Annotated in this window: 10 protein-coding genes; 4 read left to right on the top strand and 6 right to left on the bottom strand. The window is 40.0% G+C overall.

Features of this window, described 5'->3' with window-relative positions:
- Positions 1-277: 277 nt before the first annotated feature.
- From Sarmat_RS02410 to Sarmat_RS02390, 6 genes are all read right to left on the bottom strand, one after another.
- Positions 278-628 (bottom strand): hypothetical protein, encoded by a 351-nt coding sequence (locus Sarmat_RS02410; protein WP_202149255.1) that lies wholly within the window; start codon positions 626-628, stop codon positions 278-280.
- A 197-nt stretch (positions 629-825) separates the two neighbouring features.
- Positions 826-1,512, bottom strand: a complete 687-nt coding sequence (locus tag Sarmat_RS02405; RefSeq protein ID WP_202149254.1) for a CoA transferase subunit A — start codon at positions 1,510-1,512, stop codon at positions 826-828.
- A gap of 230 nt (positions 1,513-1,742) precedes the next feature.
- Positions 1,743-3,026, bottom strand: coding sequence for a hypothetical protein (locus Sarmat_RS02400; RefSeq protein WP_202149253.1), 1,284 nt, complete (start codon positions 3,024-3,026; stop codon positions 1,743-1,745).
- A gap of 503 nt (positions 3,027-3,529) precedes the next feature.
- Positions 3,530-3,649: a transposase-like zinc-binding domain-containing protein gene (locus Sarmat_RS07530; RefSeq protein WP_458692950.1), complete on the bottom strand. Its 120-nt coding sequence runs from the start codon at positions 3,647-3,649 to the stop codon at positions 3,530-3,532.
- A gap of 442 nt (positions 3,650-4,091) precedes the next feature.
- Complete coding sequence (locus Sarmat_RS02395; protein ID WP_202149252.1) at positions 4,092-5,633, bottom strand: sigma-54-dependent transcriptional regulator; 1,542 nt, start codon at positions 5,631-5,633, stop codon at positions 4,092-4,094.
- A gap of 223 nt (positions 5,634-5,856) precedes the next feature.
- Entirely contained in the window at positions 5,857-7,611 is a 1,755-nt protein-coding gene (locus Sarmat_RS02390) for a sensor histidine kinase (protein WP_202149251.1), read from the bottom strand.
- 172 nt (positions 7,612-7,783) lie between these two features.
- On the opposite strand from Sarmat_RS02390, the gene Sarmat_RS02385 reads away from it, so the two are divergent.
- The 4 genes from Sarmat_RS02385 to Sarmat_RS02370 form a co-directional block, all read left to right on the top strand.
- Positions 7,784-8,710 (top strand): NAD(P)H-dependent glycerol-3-phosphate dehydrogenase, encoded by a 927-nt coding sequence (locus Sarmat_RS02385; protein WP_341826599.1) that lies wholly within the window; start codon positions 7,784-7,786, stop codon positions 8,708-8,710.
- A 26-nt stretch (positions 8,711-8,736) separates the two neighbouring features.
- Positions 8,737-9,690: a fructose-bisphosphatase class II gene (locus tag Sarmat_RS02380; protein WP_202149249.1), complete on the top strand. Its 954-nt coding sequence runs from the start codon at positions 8,737-8,739 to the stop codon at positions 9,688-9,690.
- A 79-nt stretch (positions 9,691-9,769) separates the two neighbouring features.
- Positions 9,770-10,639, top strand: a complete 870-nt coding sequence (locus Sarmat_RS02375) for a bifunctional 5,10-methylenetetrahydrofolate dehydrogenase/5,10-methenyltetrahydrofolate cyclohydrolase (RefSeq protein WP_244127103.1) — start codon at positions 9,770-9,772, stop codon at positions 10,637-10,639.
- A 354-nt stretch (positions 10,640-10,993) separates the two neighbouring features.
- Positions 10,994-19,225: beta strand repeat-containing protein (locus tag Sarmat_RS02370; RefSeq protein ID WP_202149247.1), on the top strand; the 8,232-nt coding region annotated here is incomplete at its 3' end.

The following is a 19,225-nucleotide window of genomic DNA, read 5'->3' as shown; positions in this document are numbered from 1 at the left end:
GCGATATTGATGCTTTGGACTAACTAATTGATTTAAACTTACCATTGTAATTTGATGCGCTGAAGACATTTGAAAACCTCGTTCTTTTGAGATTTATTATAACAAAAATTACCTCATCTCGCAACGGTCCCATAATCGGTACGGAAATATTAGACCTCTTGCATAACCTAAAAATGAAGGAGGAATTTTTAGGAAAAATGATGTTGAGCGCCACAACATACTCTAGTATATGAGGAGCGCAAAGGAGTTTGACAACAAAATTACCCCACGGAATAGGTTATGCAAGAGGTCTATTGTTTATAACTACCGCGAGAAATAAAGTATTAATATCCGTTTTTCCGAATTTCCAATTAGTTCTGTCCATTGCCAAAACACAACTTGTGATTCCGAATAAACCGATGATTAACTTAGCAATCGAAATAAAATCTATAGTAAAGCTTTTCAATAAACGATAAATTCTATGAGTTTTAGATTTATCCTTTGCGGGACCAGGAAGAGATAGCGCAAGCGCTTTTTGGTGAATACCAGCGCCCGTAATAATACTCAAGATTGCCGCAACAAAAGATTTTACTCTTGATTTATTTCCGGTTATATGAGATGATGGCGCTTGAAGTAGTATATTATGCATTTTTGTCACAAAAAATAAACGATATGTACTACTTCAAACCCTCATAGTAAAGCCTTTCCTTAAAAAATGTAGGGCACTATGAGCTGACGCATAAACAAGCAGTGAACAAAAGGCGAAGTAGCGCTAATATTCACCGCTTAAAAATTTACAAAAGATTAAGAATTCACATAACATTAACAAGCAAAAGAGAGAGTATTCTATCTAAAAGTTAAATGCTCTATTGGTTTTTCATACAATTCCCCTTTTACTAATCTGTGAATATATATACCTGGCGTGTGTATATAGTCTGGGTCTAACCTATCCACTATTTCTTCCACCTCACACACTGTAACCTTAGCGGCAGTTGCCATCACAGGATTGAAGTTTCTTGCTGTCTTTCTATAAACCACATTGCCGTATCTATCAGCCTGATAGCCTTTAACAATGGCTAAATCAGCATATAGAGCAGTTTCCATCAAATATTTTTGACCATCAAACATCTTAGTTTCCTTGCCTTCTTCCACTAGAGTACCAACGCCAGTTTTAGTATAAAACGCAGCGACACCAGCCCCAGCAGCTCTAATGCGTTCTGCTAGAGTGCCCTGCGGGTTTAACTCTAACTCTAAGGTGCCGTCTAGGTATTTTTGTTCAAACAACTCATTACCTCCAACATAAGATGAAATCATTTTTTTAATCTGATTTGCTTCTAGCAATAAACCAAGGCCTAAGCTATCAGCCCCACAGTTATTACTAATGATGGTAAGGTCTTTAACGCCAGACTTTAAAATTACGCGTATTAAGTTTTCAGCAATACCGCACACACCAAAGCCCCCGGACATAATCGTCATACCGTCTTTTAACAATCCTTCGAGCGCCTCGGAAGATGAGGAATAAATTTTGTTCATAATCACCTCTATAAATATATTTTTATTATAAATCCCCCCTATGCACAATCTGCAAGTTTGATAGGTGGTCCATATATTAATAATAACAGAAAAATAGTAAAATTAACACCTTCTCTACATCTATCACTAAACTTTTTGCTACTTATGGTTAAAGCTAGACATGTATCGTCGTTATATATGATCTTATATCAACAACTTACAATTGCTTACGCACCGTATTTACTTAGCTTTTATTTCTCTAATGTCTTTGTATTACTTCCTATCTTACGCAAATTTTCTAACATTGCATAACTAACCTTCATAAGCTTAAGATCTGAGCTAGGGATAGCGGTCACAAGACTTTTGAGATTCCGCGAATCTATCGCTAGATTATTAGCTATGATTTGCTTTACTTTTTGAGCGCAATCTCTTTTTAACTCATCTGAAATGCCAGAGTTATACATAACCTGAGTGCATTTTTTTTGCATATCCTCTTTAATCTTTTCTTGTAAAATAACTTGCTGCACAGGGTTATTATTTCTAGCTTGCTTCGCAAGCTCAATCATTCCAGTGTTAATTACCCCCTTCAACTCATCGATAAGCGCGGTATTATCTGCATAAATAGTGGAATTAATCACCTCCGTTACTCGGTCCCGCACTATCTTTCTGCGAGTCGCAGAAGTAGATGCTCTGGTTAACAACTGGTCTCTCTGTAATGCAACAAATTGCGCTATGCACTTTTTAGTATTTTTGTTTAGTGGATCTTGCTCCAATAGCTCCTTTGGAAGCTTTAGTGACAGTATTTCTCCTGGATGACATTTAATTTGCCTTGCCAATTTCGATACTGATCTTTGCATGCCAGCAAGCTCGCGAAAATACTTCCTTTTTTTTGCATTCTCAACTACTGATAATAAAGCACTTTGAGCCGCATACCTAGCGCCCGTAGTATTACTATTCGCGGCTTGTTTTACAATGGTTTTGAGTGCCAGCGCGGTTGCAGGCCCCGTAACAAGTGCAATTAACCCACATAAACAACAAGAAGTAGCAAGAGTCACCACGCTTGACAAACCGGGATAGATACTATCAGCTTTTTGCATAAAATTATCAATTTTCTCTATCACGCCCTGAAAAAAATTACACAAAACCCCAGCACCTTCTATAGATAGATCGGCTAAACTGCTAAGTATCGTGGAAGATTGTTTTTGCTCTGAATCACTAATGTTTTTAGAGACACTATGTGCAAAATCTATATATATTTTATCTAAATCATCCTGTTGTTGCTTATTTAAAGGAGGGTAAACTATGCGAGAAGGCAACAACTCGACAGAAGTTCGTGCAGCATCATACACCTCTTGCGCACTAGAACTTTCAAAGGAAATGGATTTCATCTTAACATAATAATCATTGCATAAGTAAGTAAAAGCAACGAGTCTAACACATCGTAACCCTTTTTTTTGCAAAACTTGCGCTAGGTCAATAGCAAATGAAAGCGCAAAACGCCACTCATAATAAAGTGGATGAAAGTTTCGGATCAACCAACAGCACTGTTACCATAAAGCGATAGAGTTCCAAAAGAGGTTGGTTGTAAGGTGGTAGTGTAATAGACCATATGATAAAATTATATCATCTATCCAAAATAAAATATACTTTTAGGTAGAAAAAAATTTTTTAAGAATAACCATCGCTTGATACAATATGGATCTATAGTAATTTAAGTTGAATTAGATATCTTAAATCATTGCTATAGCTTTTTGTCATTTTTCCTTTCATTATAACGAAAAATTATATCTAATTCAACCTAAATTACTATAGTTATGCAAGAGGCTTAATACCAATCACACTCTTTAACTGGACGAATTGCCTAGAGAGATGATATTAAGGTATTCCTAACTAAATATAGACAAGAGAATTTGTTTGTTGAATAAAAGGTATAACGAATGAAATACTATATCCATAGCCTTTGAATACCGTTTGGAGCACCTATTAAACCTTGGTAAATATCTTATTATTAAAGGATTCGGTGCCCTTTCTATTCTTTCTATAGACATAATCCTCCTTCCCTGAATGTCTTTCCGCATTCCTTGCATTCGTATCTTTGCTTCTTGTTTACAAAGCCGTTTTTAACATATTTTCCACTGCCGCAATGTTTACATTTGATTCATAAAAAAACTCCTTTTCTACAATTCATATATATCAATACCTTCTCTTTGTCTATATTTATTTAGGAATATCGGTATTAAAAATGATAGAATGAGCTACATTAAACAGTTTAAAAAAGCTTGGTAAAATAAGGATTGTAGCAGACAGATTACAAATTATCTTAGCTGCCAAGAAACAACACTACCGAAGTTTGTATGGTGCATAACCCAATCTGCAAGAGTAGTACGGCTTATATTTATGCATCCTGCGCAAAAGCCATGATGGTTTAGCTACATCTCTCGCGAAGCTCTACTACTTATAACAACTACACCCGTCGATTCGAGCCACTCACTCAACTTCATTTACCTTTTAGCGTTACACGCTGTTAGTTACCACCAATAGCAGTGTTTCATAGGAGGCATCGTAACTCCGAACTTAGCGCGAGCTTTGTAAGAGGTATATTAAAGCTCAGTCAGAAGATTTCTTACGCTTTCTTCTTTGATACTTTGTTCATCCTCTGCTAACAAAACGGATTTGCGCGCAAGCATGCGCGCCATCTTCTTCTTAGCTTTTAAATTACTTATCTCATCGCCCGACACTTGCTGCATTATAAGCGCCGCGAGCTTTGGATAAAGCTTACGGATTTTTTTATGCAAAGCGCAGCGATTCATATCGATATACGCTGCCACCTTAGAGATATTATAGTTAAACCTTTCTAGTTGCGCATCCAGATACCAAACTTCAAACTCCTCTCTGGCATCTCTGAGAGCAAGACTCAGTAGATCCTTATTGCTGAAATTCAATTTCATGCCATAAGAAGACCCTGAGCTCAAAACTTCATTAGAAAGCATATCAGGCTTTACCACGCCATCCTTACTATCACGATGCGTTATTAAGACCCATTCAACTAAATTCTTCAGTTGTCTAATATTATTAGGCCAATGGTAAGATTGCATAGTAGCTATCGTTTCGCTTGAAAATTTCAGCTCTCTCAAGCCAGAGTATTTTACGAAATATTTTACAAAATACTTCACTAATTGATCTATATCCTCCTTGCGCTCAGATAGCGAGGGCACTTTAATAGACACGATATTAAGTCTATGATATAAATCCTGCTTAAATTCACCAGCAGTCATGCACTTCTCAAGATCCTGACTCGTAGAGACTATAAAACGTACATCGAGCTTAACAATCTGTCCCGTTTGAGGATTAATTAATTGATTATCCTGCAAAAACTTTAACAAACGCGCCTGGGCTTCCGTGCTTAAGCCTCCAACTTCGCTAATATACAATATACCACCATTGGCCGCCATTAATAGATTGACGCTTCTTTCAAAACCACCATGCAACTCTGGATTACCTAAACCAAAGAGTTGTTGACACATTAATTCACTACTCATGCCAGTTGGGTCAAAAGTAATAAAAGGCCCATTGGCCCTACTAGATTTTTTATGTAAAAATTTTGCAACTAGCTTCTTGCCTGTTCCAGATAAACCGTGTATCATTATCCTGCTGGAAGTTTTTGCAGCACGTTCTATATCAACTTTAAGCCTAGTGCTAGCTACAGAATTACCTATGAACTCAATCCTATCGACAACTTTTGATCTTAAATTAATATTTTCACGTTTTAATTTGAAAGATTCTAGAGCTCTTTTTAAAACTATAAGCAACCTATCTTGCGCAAAAGGTTTTTCTATGTAATCATATGCTCCGAGTCTAATTGCAGAGACGGCCGTGTCTATTGTGCCATGGCCACTAATCATAATAACTGGTAAAAGAGGATAGCGTTGTTTAATAACCTCTAAAATACCGAGCCCATCGAGCTCGCTGCCTTGAAGCCAGACATCTAAGATAATAGCTTGAGGTACTTTTTCTTGTAAAATTTGGAACGCGCTAGTACTATCAAATGCGGATTTGACTTTGTATCCTTCTTCTTTTAGGATATCCGTTACTAGATTGATGATGTCTATCTCATCATCTATTACTAACACATCGTTTACCATAAAACTACCTCTTTGCTTTATTTAATGACTGAGTTTAATAAATCCCACGCTACCACCTGACGAATACGTAACCCCTAGTTATCCTAGAGTTACGAATAAAGGATACTTGTACACCTTTAACGAGTTTAAACACATTAATTTTGTAAATCAATACTATTTTGACATAAATACTACAAAAAAAATAATATAGATACCTATGGTTTGATGCTTAAAGTGATGTTTTTTATACGAGAAAAATAATTGATATAATAGCGCCATTCGCCGAGTTATTCAATTCTAAATTGCCATTATGATCAGCTATAATTCTACGTACTATAGCTAATCCTAACCCCATACCTTTTGCTCGAGTTGTAACATAAGTAGTAGATGTTTGAGCTAGGAAATTTTCATCAAAACCAGGGCCATTATCTTCTATTGATATAATTAAGTTTTTGCAATCTTTAGTAACATTAACGATAATTTTTTTTTGCTTAATAACAACATCAAAAGTTAACGATTCTTCGGCATTTTTCATTAAATTTATTAACACTTGATGCATTTGATTGTTGTCAAAATGCATTATGTACGTATCAATATTACTATTAAACTGGTAATAAATATCCTCACAGATTAAAGCTCTACTCTCTACTGTGGATTTTACAAATGATACGATATCAAGTTGCTCAAACACTGGTTTTGGCATACGCGCAAAGTTCACAAATTCAGATACTATTTTCTTAATATCATCTGTGTGTCGCAAGATAGTTTGCGTATAACGTAAGAACATTTCTTTATGTTCTGGGTCTGTAATCATATTGCCAAACTTTTTAGATAACCTCTCCGCACAAAGATGTATTGGCGTAAGTGGGTTCTTCACCTCATGCGCCACGCGCTGCGCCACATCGCTCCAGGCATGTGCTCTCTGAGCCACTACCAACTCTCTATTTTTTCTATTAATCTCACTAATCATATGATTAAAAGCTAATGCTAAATCCCTAATCTCGTTATCCCTGAGGTTTTCCGTAGGCAATTTTATGTTTAAACTTCCCTCTTCCGCCTGTTTTGCTAACATAGCTAGCGATTCTATAGGGGATATGATGTCTTTGGCAAAATTTACTCCAAAAACTATGGTTAAAGACAGCAAGATAAATGTAGCAAGTATAAATGAAACCAAAAATCTTATTTCCATGCCAAGAATGTGTTGGTGTAATATATGGTATTGATCATTGGCATTTTGAGTACCTTCCAGATGGTATAAGACTTTTTTATCTATCAGTTTGCTCGCAATGAGATAGATGCTTTGCCTAGAATCAAGCTTTATGATATTCTTGAGTTTTTCTGGGTCGTTATTAATTTCGGCAATCTCTCCTATCACTAAGTTTTGCATAATGTGAAGAGGGATGCTAAGCACAGCAAACATAAAATTGAAGTTGTTGTTTGCAGCGATGTTTTGGGTGTCTTGGTTAAACAAAATCACTTCATCTAACCCTCTATTTTCAGCCTCAGTATTTAATATTTTTGTTACCTCCTCCTGAGACAGAGTAGCAGCCACTCTGTTTGTAAGGTTATGTGCAATAGCGAAGGTCGCCTCTTTTAGCTGATTCTTATTTTCCGAAATATAAGCCTGGGCAACGTAAGAGGATTCATCTAAGATTCTTAATATTTTGTTATCAAACCAGTTTTGTATACCAAAATAAAAAAACATTAGTGAGAAAAATGAAATGACGAGGGTGGGGATGGCTATTATCGAGCCAAAAGTTATGATAATCTGCTTACTTAACCTGCCCTGAAATATGAATGTTCTGTTTGTTATTATATATCGCCTTACATACAGCGCACAGCTAACAAAACCTATCATAAGCAAAGTAAGTATCGCCCATATTAACTTGCTTGGATTCAGTCTTGCTAGTAATGGGCATAAGGCAAGCGCGGCGCAAAGAACAATAGTAATCTTATGAGTAATAATTTTTCGCATTTTTATGCGCATAGTTTTATTCATATTATAAATTAATAAATGAAATTATCGTTTGCTCAATACTAAATATAAATGTAAGGAGGCGCAATGAAGCCAACTGCACTCGAGAGTGAAGTAAAAATCAAATACGCGAAAAAATAAACTGAAATGTAATTTATAATATATGTCGTTACTTCAAAAGAATCCCTTGCAGAAAGTGGTTGTGTACGGCGCTGGAAGTTGGGGTACTAGCATTGCTCATACTATAGCAATGAAGCGTGATGTAGGTATTTTTTGCAGAAACCAAGAATTGGCACATAACATCAATCATTTTAAAGAAAATAATAAATATTTGCCTGGCATTAACTTATCAGACAAACTCCACGCCTTCTCTGATATTGATTTATTAGATTTGAAGGAGAGTGATTTATTAATACTTGCCATCCCATCTTATGCACTAGATATCCATGCCAGAGCCATTATGCATAGATGTAGTGGCGCGCATGTGCTGATAGCTACGAAGGGTTTTGCGACCAATCCTACGGGGTTATTTGCTGCAAAACTAGCTAACATGACCACTGGTTGCATCGGATTTCTTTCCGGCCCTAATTTTGCGCGCGAGTTGGCCGTGGGCGTTTATACGAAAATTAATGTTGCATCAAATGACTTAGACTTTGCTCGCGCCATTTCTAATTTACTAATGTTAGATCATGTAGCTGTTGAAGTAACGCAAGATATTGCGGCAATGCAGGTAGTTTCGGCAATGAAAAATATTATAGCAATTGCTAGTGGTATATACAATGCAAAGGGTTATGGCGAGAATACCAGGGCTTTGCTGATTTCAGATGGTCTCATGGAAATTATTAAGGTTATGGAGCTGTTTAATGCGCAAAAAAATACATTACTTAATACTACCGCGATAGGGGATTTGGTGCTAACATGCTATTCTTCGAACTCGCGCAATACTAAGTTTGGCTATAATCTCATGAATACACAAATGAATAAGCGGCAATTGCTACAGGAAGCCGGAGTGGTTGAGGGTGTGTTTGCTGCTCGTGCTATCTCTAGCATTATGCAGCAGTATAATCTAGAACTACCAATATGCAACCTTGTGATAGAGCAGGTTGATAGTTTATTCTGTTGAAGAGTTAAAAATAAAGAGGGTACGTAATGTATTTAGTAAGTAATTTAGAAGATTTTTTTGTACGCACCACCTGCTTAGCCGCCATGAGCGTACACAAAGTGTTGGGTTTAGAAGATGCGATGCTAGCTGATAAAATGGCCGTTGATGCTATTTTTGATGATTTTACCAATCTACCATTCGACATTCGCATTATCGCGGGCGAAGGTGAGCGCGATAAGGCGCCTATGCTGTACTTAGGGCAGGAATTCGCCCATCCTGCCGCAGACGTGCAAAAGCAGAAGTTTGAAGAGGGCGGAATTATGCAGCTGGATGTGGCAATTGACCCATTAGAATGCACTACTAACGCAGCCTTTGCAAAAAACGGCGCCATGTCTGTGCTTGCTGTGGGGGCTAGGGGCTGCATGATGGCTTTGCCGGATGTATATATGCAAAAAATTGTCACTCACATAAATGCTCAGGCATATGGCATAGATTTGGATAACTCCATTGAACAAAATATTAGTATATTGGCCAATGTTTTAATGCGTACCCAGGGTAAGGAGCGAGCTGAGATAAAGGTAGTGATACTCGATAGGCCAAGGCATAGCCAAATAATAGAGCGGGCATGTGCTTGTGGGGTGGATGTGATATTAATTACCGATGGTGATGTTGAAGCTAGCTTGCTTGTGGCTCAAGGGATGTATCATATGTATATTGGTAGCGGCGGTGCGGTTGAAGGTTTGTTATCGGCTGCAGCTATAAAAGCTATAGGCGGAAGTTTTTGTGGTAGGCTGGTTGGTGATGGTGAGTATGAGCGTAAAAAATACAATATCTACGATCTTGTTCCTGGTGATGTAATATTTGTATCTACCGCCATCACAGACAATGCTTTAATGAAGGGTCTAACGCAAGATGGTGATAGAATGATTATTAATTCCCTCGTGTTAAACACGCAAAATGAAAGCATAAGACGAGTACAAACAGCGCTACCGATTATTTAATTTTTTTGTTTTTAAACTTATAGTCATTCTATTACAAATTCCATTATCTAAACTATTTAATTAATCCAAACGAGTCTTGATGAACGCACAAATCATTGACGGCAAAGCCATTGCTTCTAAATATTTGCAACAGATAGGAGCGCAAGTGGAGTTGTTAAAAACGAAGCATAACATACACCCCAAACTTGCCATTGTTTTTGTTGGCGAAAATCATGCAAGCCAGATATATATCAAAAACAAAGAACGGGCGGGTGTGGCATGTGGTATAGAGGTGCAAATTTTACACTTTGTAAGCGACGTATCGCAGCGAGAGTTGGAGGAGGTGATAGTAGGTTTGAATGAAGATTGCAGTATACATGGCATAATTATTCAAATGCCACTGCCTGCGCGCATAGATGCCAGCATATTGTCTCTGGTGGACGCTAAGAAAGACGTAGACGGCTTCTCTTACCTTAATTCTGCGCTACTTTATCATGGTATGCCTGGGCTTGTGCCATGCACGGCACTGGGCGTGATTAAGTTAATTGAGAGCCAGAATATCGCTATAGCTTCAAGGCGGGTGGCGATAGTAGGTAGGTCTAATATAGTGGGCAAACCGTTATTTCATCTCTTTTTACAGCGCAATGCTACCCCAACGCTTTGTCATTCTCATACTCAGAACCTATCGGATATTACATCGCAAGCCGATATTTTGGTTGCCGCGTGCGGTGCGATTGGGATGATAGGAGCCCAGCACGTTAAACCTGGTTGCGTGGTGATTGACGTTGGTATTAATCGCTCAGATGACGGAAAGTTGATGGGAGATGTGGAGTTTGATAGTGTGTGCAAAAAAGCGTCTTTTATCACTCCAGTGCCTGGCGGAGTGGGTCCTATGACGGTTGCTATGCTAATGCATAATGTTACCTTAGCGACATACATGCAGTCTAATTTAGATGACGTAACCATCTAATTTCATATTTTTCTTCCCACCCCCTTGCTTTCTAATAAAAGCTTAAGATATCGTTATCTTTTAGTCGGAAAAATGGATTAATTGGCTTATTGTTAGGGATATTTAGATATTTATAGCTTTGTTTCGTAAGAGATGATCATAAGTCTTTTAGGGTTTTTGTGTCCTTTTGCACTACCTATAGTTGTTGCCAAATTGTTATGAAACTATGAGAGTAAGTTTTTTGTTTAAGAAACGCATATTCAATATACTATTTTTTCACACCATGTCAATAGGACCATAAATAAATATATATTTTTGCCACATGTTGGAAGAGGAGGGTTCGAATTTTATTTGTTTTAGGACGTGATATTGTTTATGAAAAATAGCAAAAAAATGATACAGAGTAGAAAAGGTAGTGGATTTGGTGGCGCTGGGCTTAAGGCGATGCTGCTTACTTCGGCTTTGAGTGCGCCTTTTGATGTGGGGGCGGAGATGCCTACGCTGCGAGGGACTGTGATCGCTCCATCGCAGGTCAATTATAGGTCTGGCAGCGCCGTTGGCACTGCGTGCGCAAATTTTCAAAATGCTAATCCTCAGAATACTGTTATTATTCGCGACAAGCCAATGAGTGATTTGTATGGGATAGCGTGGACTCAGCTCTACACTCCAGGTCAGCTTTCATCTGCTATTGTAGAAAATTCAATGTTCACTACTTTTTGGTATACCAATCCAGGCTATAATATAGGTGAGTTAATCATCGCCCCGCCTACAGTAATACTAGATAATCAATCCGTGGCACTTGGAGCAATTGCGAAATCTGGTTACAATTTTAATGGCACTATCAATTACGCCATTTACAGTAGCAATACTACTTTGCTGGGTGTGGTGCAGGGTAAATACGATGCTGATGGTAAGGTTGTTTTAGATGCAAGCGACGCTAAGGCTGCGATAGGCTTTGCTCGTAACAATGATGTGCAAACGATAAAAATGCGTCCAGGGTATGGTAATCAGTATTTCCGCGCGCCTGTATATCAAGTATTACCTAGCGCTGCTAGCGCCGGTGATAGGGTGAACGCGAAAGGCTTTAGTATAGATCAGTCATATGCTTTCAGGGGCTTGTCTACGGTGGATTTAGGTGTAGTAGATGATAATGCGAGCAGCGTGCATACATTGGTGTTGAATTTCACAGAAGGATATAATACCATATCCATATCAAAAATTCAAGGAACTCGCCCCAATGGGGCAGCTGGTAGTATTGCGGTTGAAATTACCAATACTGCAAGTGGTTTAAGCATTGATCGACTAACAGTAGATGGCGCTCAAGCTACTACGGATGAGAATAGAGCGGATTTAAAGATAGGCAGTAACAATATTACAGTTCAACAAGCCTATTTAAGGAATGTGGATATGGAAGGCCGAAGCACAAAAATTGCTTTCCCCGCAGACAATGATGCGCTTCTTATTAGTGGTAATGCTACCCTTACGAAGGGCGATCTTTCTTTATTACCCAAGGTTGCCGCAAATCAGACGCAGACGGTTATAAGGGGCAGTCTTATCATTGGTTCTACAAATACTTCAGCTAAACCAACTTTATGTATCCAACCCACTGAGCTAGGACCCGACGCAACCGCTACGCTTAAGATAGGCGCTACTACATTGAATAGTGGTAGTTTGCGTTTGTCAGATGCGGTGGATGGTAATGAGGGTAGGGTAACTTATATTCTGGATTCAGTTAATGTAGCTAGGAATTCTCTTGCAGATGCGGAGGTTCAAATCATTGGAACGAAAAATGACGGATCTACTCCATCAGATAAGAGTCTTATCCAAGTAACTAATAACCTTACTGTAAATGTTGATGCTGGGCTCTTTACTGGGGCGGTTTCGACAATAGGAGGGAATTTAACGCTGCTTAAAGGCTCTCTTGACTTGCAAGGCGGCACAGGCGATGCGCCGTATCAAACAAGAGTGGGAGGCAATACTACACTTGGCGATGCTACACTAAACGTTGCAGGGCTTACGAAAGATTGGGGCGGGGTGTTTTATGACACGTTTGAGTCAAGCGGCGGCAGGCTCACTTATACTGCTGGTGCGCAAGGTTTAAATGCAAAGATCTTTAATAGCGCAGCTAATATCACCAACAGTACCTGCGTCCTGAACTTTGGAGCGAACGCCCAGACTGGCAAGATTTTTAACAATGATGCAACCATTACCGGCGGTACATTTGCTATTACTGGTAGCGCTATGCATTCTGCTTTACTTTCGGCGGATAAAACCTTGACCGTGAATGGGGCGACCGTGACTATTGGTAGTGACAATGCTCTCAACAACTCCGCTGGTATTTTTAACATTCCTGGCACTCTTATTTTAAGTGGTGGAGCTAAATTCTCGATGTTTGCAGAAACGCAAACCAATACACAGTGTTTAACTATCAATGGCTCTGGTATGGTAGTGTTAAATCAAGGAAAAGAATATTATATGTCGGTGAGCAATATTAGTATGAATGAGTTAACGTCAAGCCCTAGCATAATCTATAGCGCAAATGATGATAGGCGCCAAGGTCTTAGTATAAGCGAGTTGGTGATCACAGGAGCCCAAGGCGCCGTACCGTCAGTAGTGATTGCAGCTGAGTCATCGTTTGCACGAAATGCAATTGATGGGAACGGAGACCTGGATCGAAATGTTGTTAGAAATGCCACTACTCTTAGGGGATCTTTAATTATTACTGACAGCACAGGTAATGCTGCACAGGTTTTTGGTAATGCTCCTATTATTACTGCAAACACTATAGCTGGCATTACTACGCCAGATGCTTCTAATACTTCTGTGATGCAGCAGAATGATGGCGCGAATCCTTCGGTGATTGTGTTGGGTGATGTTGAGGGTGGAGTAAACGCGAAGGCGCTGGTATATGCGGGTAATTTGAATCTATATTGTAATAAGCTCAAGACTCACGCGAATGCTATCAGTTTTAAGGGAGCTGCTCTGACGAGGGATTTGCGCATTTTCTTTAATGGACCCATCAGTGCTTTGCATAGTAATGCGCCGATTACAATCGAAAATGCTAAGGCGAGGATAGTGTCTGCGATATCCGAACCTTTACTCAGCACTCATAACACCGGCATCTTAACCATCACGAACTCCGAAGTATTTGCTCAATCCACAGTTGCTAATATTGGCGCTACTTCAGTAGTGTATGGTCATGGCATAAGGCTTACAGACTCTACTCTCGCGATAAAGGCGGGAGTATCTGACGACGTAAAATCCTGCGCCCTTAATGCTAATGGTCAGGATATAACTTTGAATAATAGCGTGTTAACAATTGATGTAGGTAATATTGGTAATGTAGCTGCAAAAATAATTAATGCAGGTAATATGCAAGTTACTAACAAGGCATCAACGCTCAACGTTACCTGCGGTGGTGCCGGAGCTAACGCAACGAGCATCATTACTGCTGCGTTAAAAGGCGTTGAAGGACAGCCTCTGGCTTTTAATTTAAACTGCGGCGCTATAGATGCTGCCGCCGGATTTGTAACAGGGGCGTCTGCATATTTAAACGCTACCGTCAGTCCAACTACCGACCTAAATGGCAAGATATTTAAGAGCAACTTAAGCAACTCGACTCTAACTTTAAATGTACAGAATCATAACATTGCAGCTGGCGCGGTAGCGGTTGCGGGCGCTGCTACCAACGTTATGTTTAATCTTAATCCTACCACTAATATAAACCTCTCTGCCACTGGCCTATTTGGCGGCGCATTTAGTGGTGGCCTAAATATTGCTCCTGCAGACCCGAAAGCTCACTCTATCGCTATGCCATCTGGTAAACTAATTGTAGGAGATGCTACAATCGACCAAGTTTCGTCAATAACATTAGGGCATGTTAACGAGGCCGAGTTGTTCGATGGGGCGCTTGATATAAAAGAGAATCTTGATGTTACTATCGGCAGTGTTAGCAACGTACGATTTCACATAGTGCGTGGCGCAACAACCATCGCAGCTGACAAAACCCTGAACGTTAATATCGATGGGGAGAGGATTCTTGGTACACTTTTCAAAACAAACTGCGATGCTAATGGCGCAGTAAAAATTGACATAAAAGGCGCTTTAGGTGGTTTGAACATATACGCTAAGATTTTTGGAAGTGATTTAGTTATAGGTGATAACTTCGCTATTTCTGTTGGAAGTATTAAAGATGTAAATTCCCGCATAGTAGAAGGTACCACAACCATCGCGGCTGGCAAAACCCTGAGCGTTAAGGTAGATGGGGACGTAACTTCTAATGCGCTTTTTAATGGCAGGTGTGATGCTGGAGGCGCAGTAACAGTTGACATCGAAGGTGCTTTGGGTAGTGCAGGTAATTACAGCAGGATTTTTGCCAGCGATCTGAGTGCAGGCGGCGCAACCACTATTTCCATTGGCAGTGTTACAAATGCAAATTCCCGCATAGTAGAAGGTACCACAACCATCGCGGCTGGCAAAACCCTGAGCGTTAAGGTAGATGGGGACGTAACTTCTAATGCGCTTTTTAATGGCAGGTGTGATGCTGGAGGCACAGTAACAGTTGACGTCAAGGGCGCTTTGGGTAGCGCAGGTAATTACGGCAGGATTTTTGCGAGTGGTCTGAGCGCAGGTGGTGACACCACTATTTCCATTGGAAGTGTTGCGGACATAGGTTCCAGCATAGCAGGCGGCGCAACAACCATTGCTGCTGGCAAAACCCTGAGCGTTAATATCAATGGTGATGTGATGTCTGGTACGCTTTTTAATGGCAGGTGCGATGCCAATGGTGGAGTGAAAATCAACATCAAGGGTGCTTTGGGTAGTGTGGGCAGTGGCGTGATATTTTATAACGACCTAACCATAGGCGATAACTCCACCATTTCCACTGGAAGTCTTACAAAATCAACTTCCTGCATAGTGCATGGCACAACAACCATCGCGGCTGGCAAAACCCTGGACGTTAATATCAATGGGGACGTAACTTCTGGTACGCTTTTCCTTGGCAAGTGCGATGCCAATGGCTCGATCAAAATCAACTTACAAGGTATAGGAAATGTTGGCAGTATAGCTCATTTGTTTGGTCAGGATCTAGCTATCAAAGAAAATGCAGATATCACTATCACAGGCATTATGCATGAAGATTCTAGATTGGTAAATGGCGCTACTAACATTAGTAACAGCGGAGCACTTAAAGTGACAGTAGATGGGAATGTTGATGCGGGTGCGATTTTTGGAAATGATGTTATTGCTAATGGTCCGCTACAACTAGCGTTAGGTGGTCAACTTGGTAAAGATGCTGCTGTTAGTTCGGCGTTTATGAAGAATCTGACTGTAAATGCAAACTCAAATATTACTATTACAGGCGCTCTAAGCAGTAAAGCTAGATTAGTTGGAGACATTGTAACGGTTGCGGTCGACAAAGCGCTTAATATACAGGTGGGAGGTGAAGTGCTTGCAAATAATCTTTTTGCGAGCGATGTTATTGCCAATGGTACTCTTAGCGTACAATTAGGCGGTGGAGGAAAAATATTAATATACGGCACTACAGATATTGGACCAAAGGGGAGCGTGAGTATTACCCAAGCTAATGCAAATGGTGACACAAAAATATTTCGTGGCGCTTTAACAAGCTCAGGAACTACAAGCATAACTCTGCAAAACGTAAGTAGTACGAGGACAGTGGTATTTTATGGCTCTACCACTCTCAATGGAACTTCCAGAACTACAGTTAATCTACCAGATACCGCTCTTGATAATCTTTTTGCAAATAATATCCGTCTTGAAGGCGGAACATTAAATCTAACTTCTCGAGGTAATAATAATGCCGGAGTGACTGTGTTACCAAATGATAAAATCCTCACTATTGGTGGCGCTAACTTAGCAACGCTCACATTTAGCAATGGCAAATGGCAGTTGAGTACAATTGCGATGGAGGCAGTGAATAATGGGATAACTATTAGTGGTAGCAATGGCAGTAGCGTTATTATTACTGGCGGCGGAAATAGTATAGCATGGGATTTAAATAGTAAACCACTCACCCTGGACCAAGGCAATAATGGGTCGATTAAATTTGATTTATCTCTTGGTAAGATTTTAGAAATAAAAAACGCACCAAATGCGAATATTGTTATTAACTCCATCACCGCTCAAAACGCTGTTGGTGATGTCAAGCTCGTTACTTCGCCTAAGGCATCGCTGCAATTCGTGAATAATGATATCTCCACTTATGGTGTAGCCAGGCTAACCCAATGGAGTGGGGGGCAATCGAAGATTAGCGTGAGGGGTTCAGTAAAACTTAATAGTTCCATTATTACTCTTGACCATGATACGATTCCAGAAGATGGTGAGCTAGATGTGAATGTTAGCGTGATTGGCGCACAGATTATTACTCTACTCAAATATACTAATGCAAATGATTTAGTACTTGGTCCAAACACTAAAATTACTCTCGCAGGTTCTATGCAGAGCATTGATACTAACAGTACCGCCATTCATTCTGCGCACGATACAAGTCTTCGCTTGAATAATGACTCAGAGTTAATTATCAGCATGCCAGCAACAGTAACAAAACTGTGGAGCGATGGTTTAATAGCAGTGCGGCACGGTGCATCTAGGTCAAGCGTGAGATTGAATTTAAATGGTACATCTAGAATTACCAGAATTATCGGTTGGGCTGGTAGAACAACCGTTACCAAGGCTGGCTCTACCACGGTCGCCCTAACCGCAGAAACCATAGAGGGTAGCTTAGAAAGTGGCGCTGGCACTGCCACAACAATAAGCAATGCATATAGATATGCAGAGGCTACTGCCGTTTCAGTACAGGGCGTGGTGAATTTTGCAGCTGATTTCGAAGTTTCTGGAGCCGCTAATCCAGTCTCGAGCTTTCAGATCGGATCTGTTGGCGGCAATTGCACAATTACCCCAAATACTCAGATGACTAGCGCAGTTTATATGGGCACGAGCGTTACTCCAGCCGCTGTACGGGGCAATGTGACGTTAGCGAAATCACGACTTGAGTTGGTTATGGATAGTTCATCTCAAACGAACGCTGGTACTTTAGCTAAGCTAAGAGAGGGATCAGTTTTTATTATTGTTGGTGTAAATAGCGCTAGCGCAACCACCATTGCGCGCCATCTTCAGTCTCGCACCACTCCTTTACATTCTGGCGTCACGCTTGGCATTACTACAGCATTAGATATTGATGAAAGAAGTAAGTATTATGCACCAGATGCCGAGCTCACTCTTAATGCTGACTCTAGGATTAACGATAATTCGATCGTAACACTAGCAGCGCTTGGAATAAATGGCAAGACTTTATCTGTTGAAAACTCAAATTTAATATTGTTAAACAATCAGGCGCAAGAGCTTATTTTAACAAAGTCTAGTGGATCTCAAATTGAGCTATGGAATGGTGTAGAAAAATTATCTTTTGTCGCGGGGAATGCAGAGAATACAACGCTACTTTATTATGGTGGCAAAAGTGAAAAGCTAGATTTAACTAATATCGGGTCTAACTCTAAAGTGCAAATTGGTAGAAACCAGACTGCCGAGGGTTTTGAACCAATTGCGATAAGAGATTTTGTTATGCCTGGAGTTATGAGGAGCTTGAGGTCTGGAAGCCAGAATGGCGTAATTGATGTATATGCTGCTAATGAGGTAAGGATTCAAAGAGTTACTGGGGGTTCTGGTTTGCATCTAAGCTTAAGAGCGTTAGACAGCGGTGCTTCCGCCCCGGTTATACTAGGTGAGGAAGGTGATAAATCTTCTTTAGATGCCTTGAGTCAAGTTACTATGTCTATTGGAACGCAGGCGAGGTTTAATGCGCCAGTAGAACTGGCTCTTATATTAGATACCGCCGCACAAGCTACTACCCTTGGGAAAGCGGTGCTAGACCTGCTATATACACAAAGTAGTGTGGTGGGCAGCAAGGTAATAGCAGCGGATTCATTGACTATTAAATCAGATGCCGTATTGCCTGAGCAAATATACTTTGCCGCAGCTAACAAAACACTCATGTTGGATGTACAGAGAGTAAATAGCGAATTTAAAGTTGAAACTGTTATAAAAATTTTAGGAGTAAAATCTATTACAGAGCTAGATGTGGTGGCCGCAAACGCCCCTGATATTTGCATAAATGTGCCAGTGTATCTTAATCACAATGACGTGAGATGGCAATTTGCAGATACTTTCGAAACCCCAACAATTACAATAAATAAAGGTGAGCTTGAGGCTGTTAGAGATGATAGTCAAATTATAGGAAATGTTACGATGTTTGGTGGCGTGATAACAGGATATCCGGCGATTACTGGCTTGCTTTATATGACTGGAGGTTACGCCGAGATTGATAGCGTTGGTTTATTAAATCTTAAAGGAGGTATACTTAAACTTCGTAAATCTGTGAATGATATAGTGATTATCGATGATTCTAGCGCAACCATCTCTACAGATGCGAATAGCGTCTTGATGCGCGTAACTACAAATGGCCTTGTACCAACACTAAACATTACTACCAAAGAGCAATCCCAAACCATCCGCATTAAAGACGTGCGGATTGAATCTAGCGTGAGCCATAAGGATGCGCAGGTTGGTGGTAAAATAGATGTAACA

The sequence above is a fragment of the Candidatus Sarmatiella mevalonica genome, assembly GCF_016751895.1.
Classification (GTDB): domain Bacteria; phylum Pseudomonadota; class Alphaproteobacteria; order Rickettsiales; family Rickettsiaceae; genus Sarmatiella; species Sarmatiella mevalonica.
This window is presented reverse-complemented; position numbering and strand designations above follow the sequence as displayed.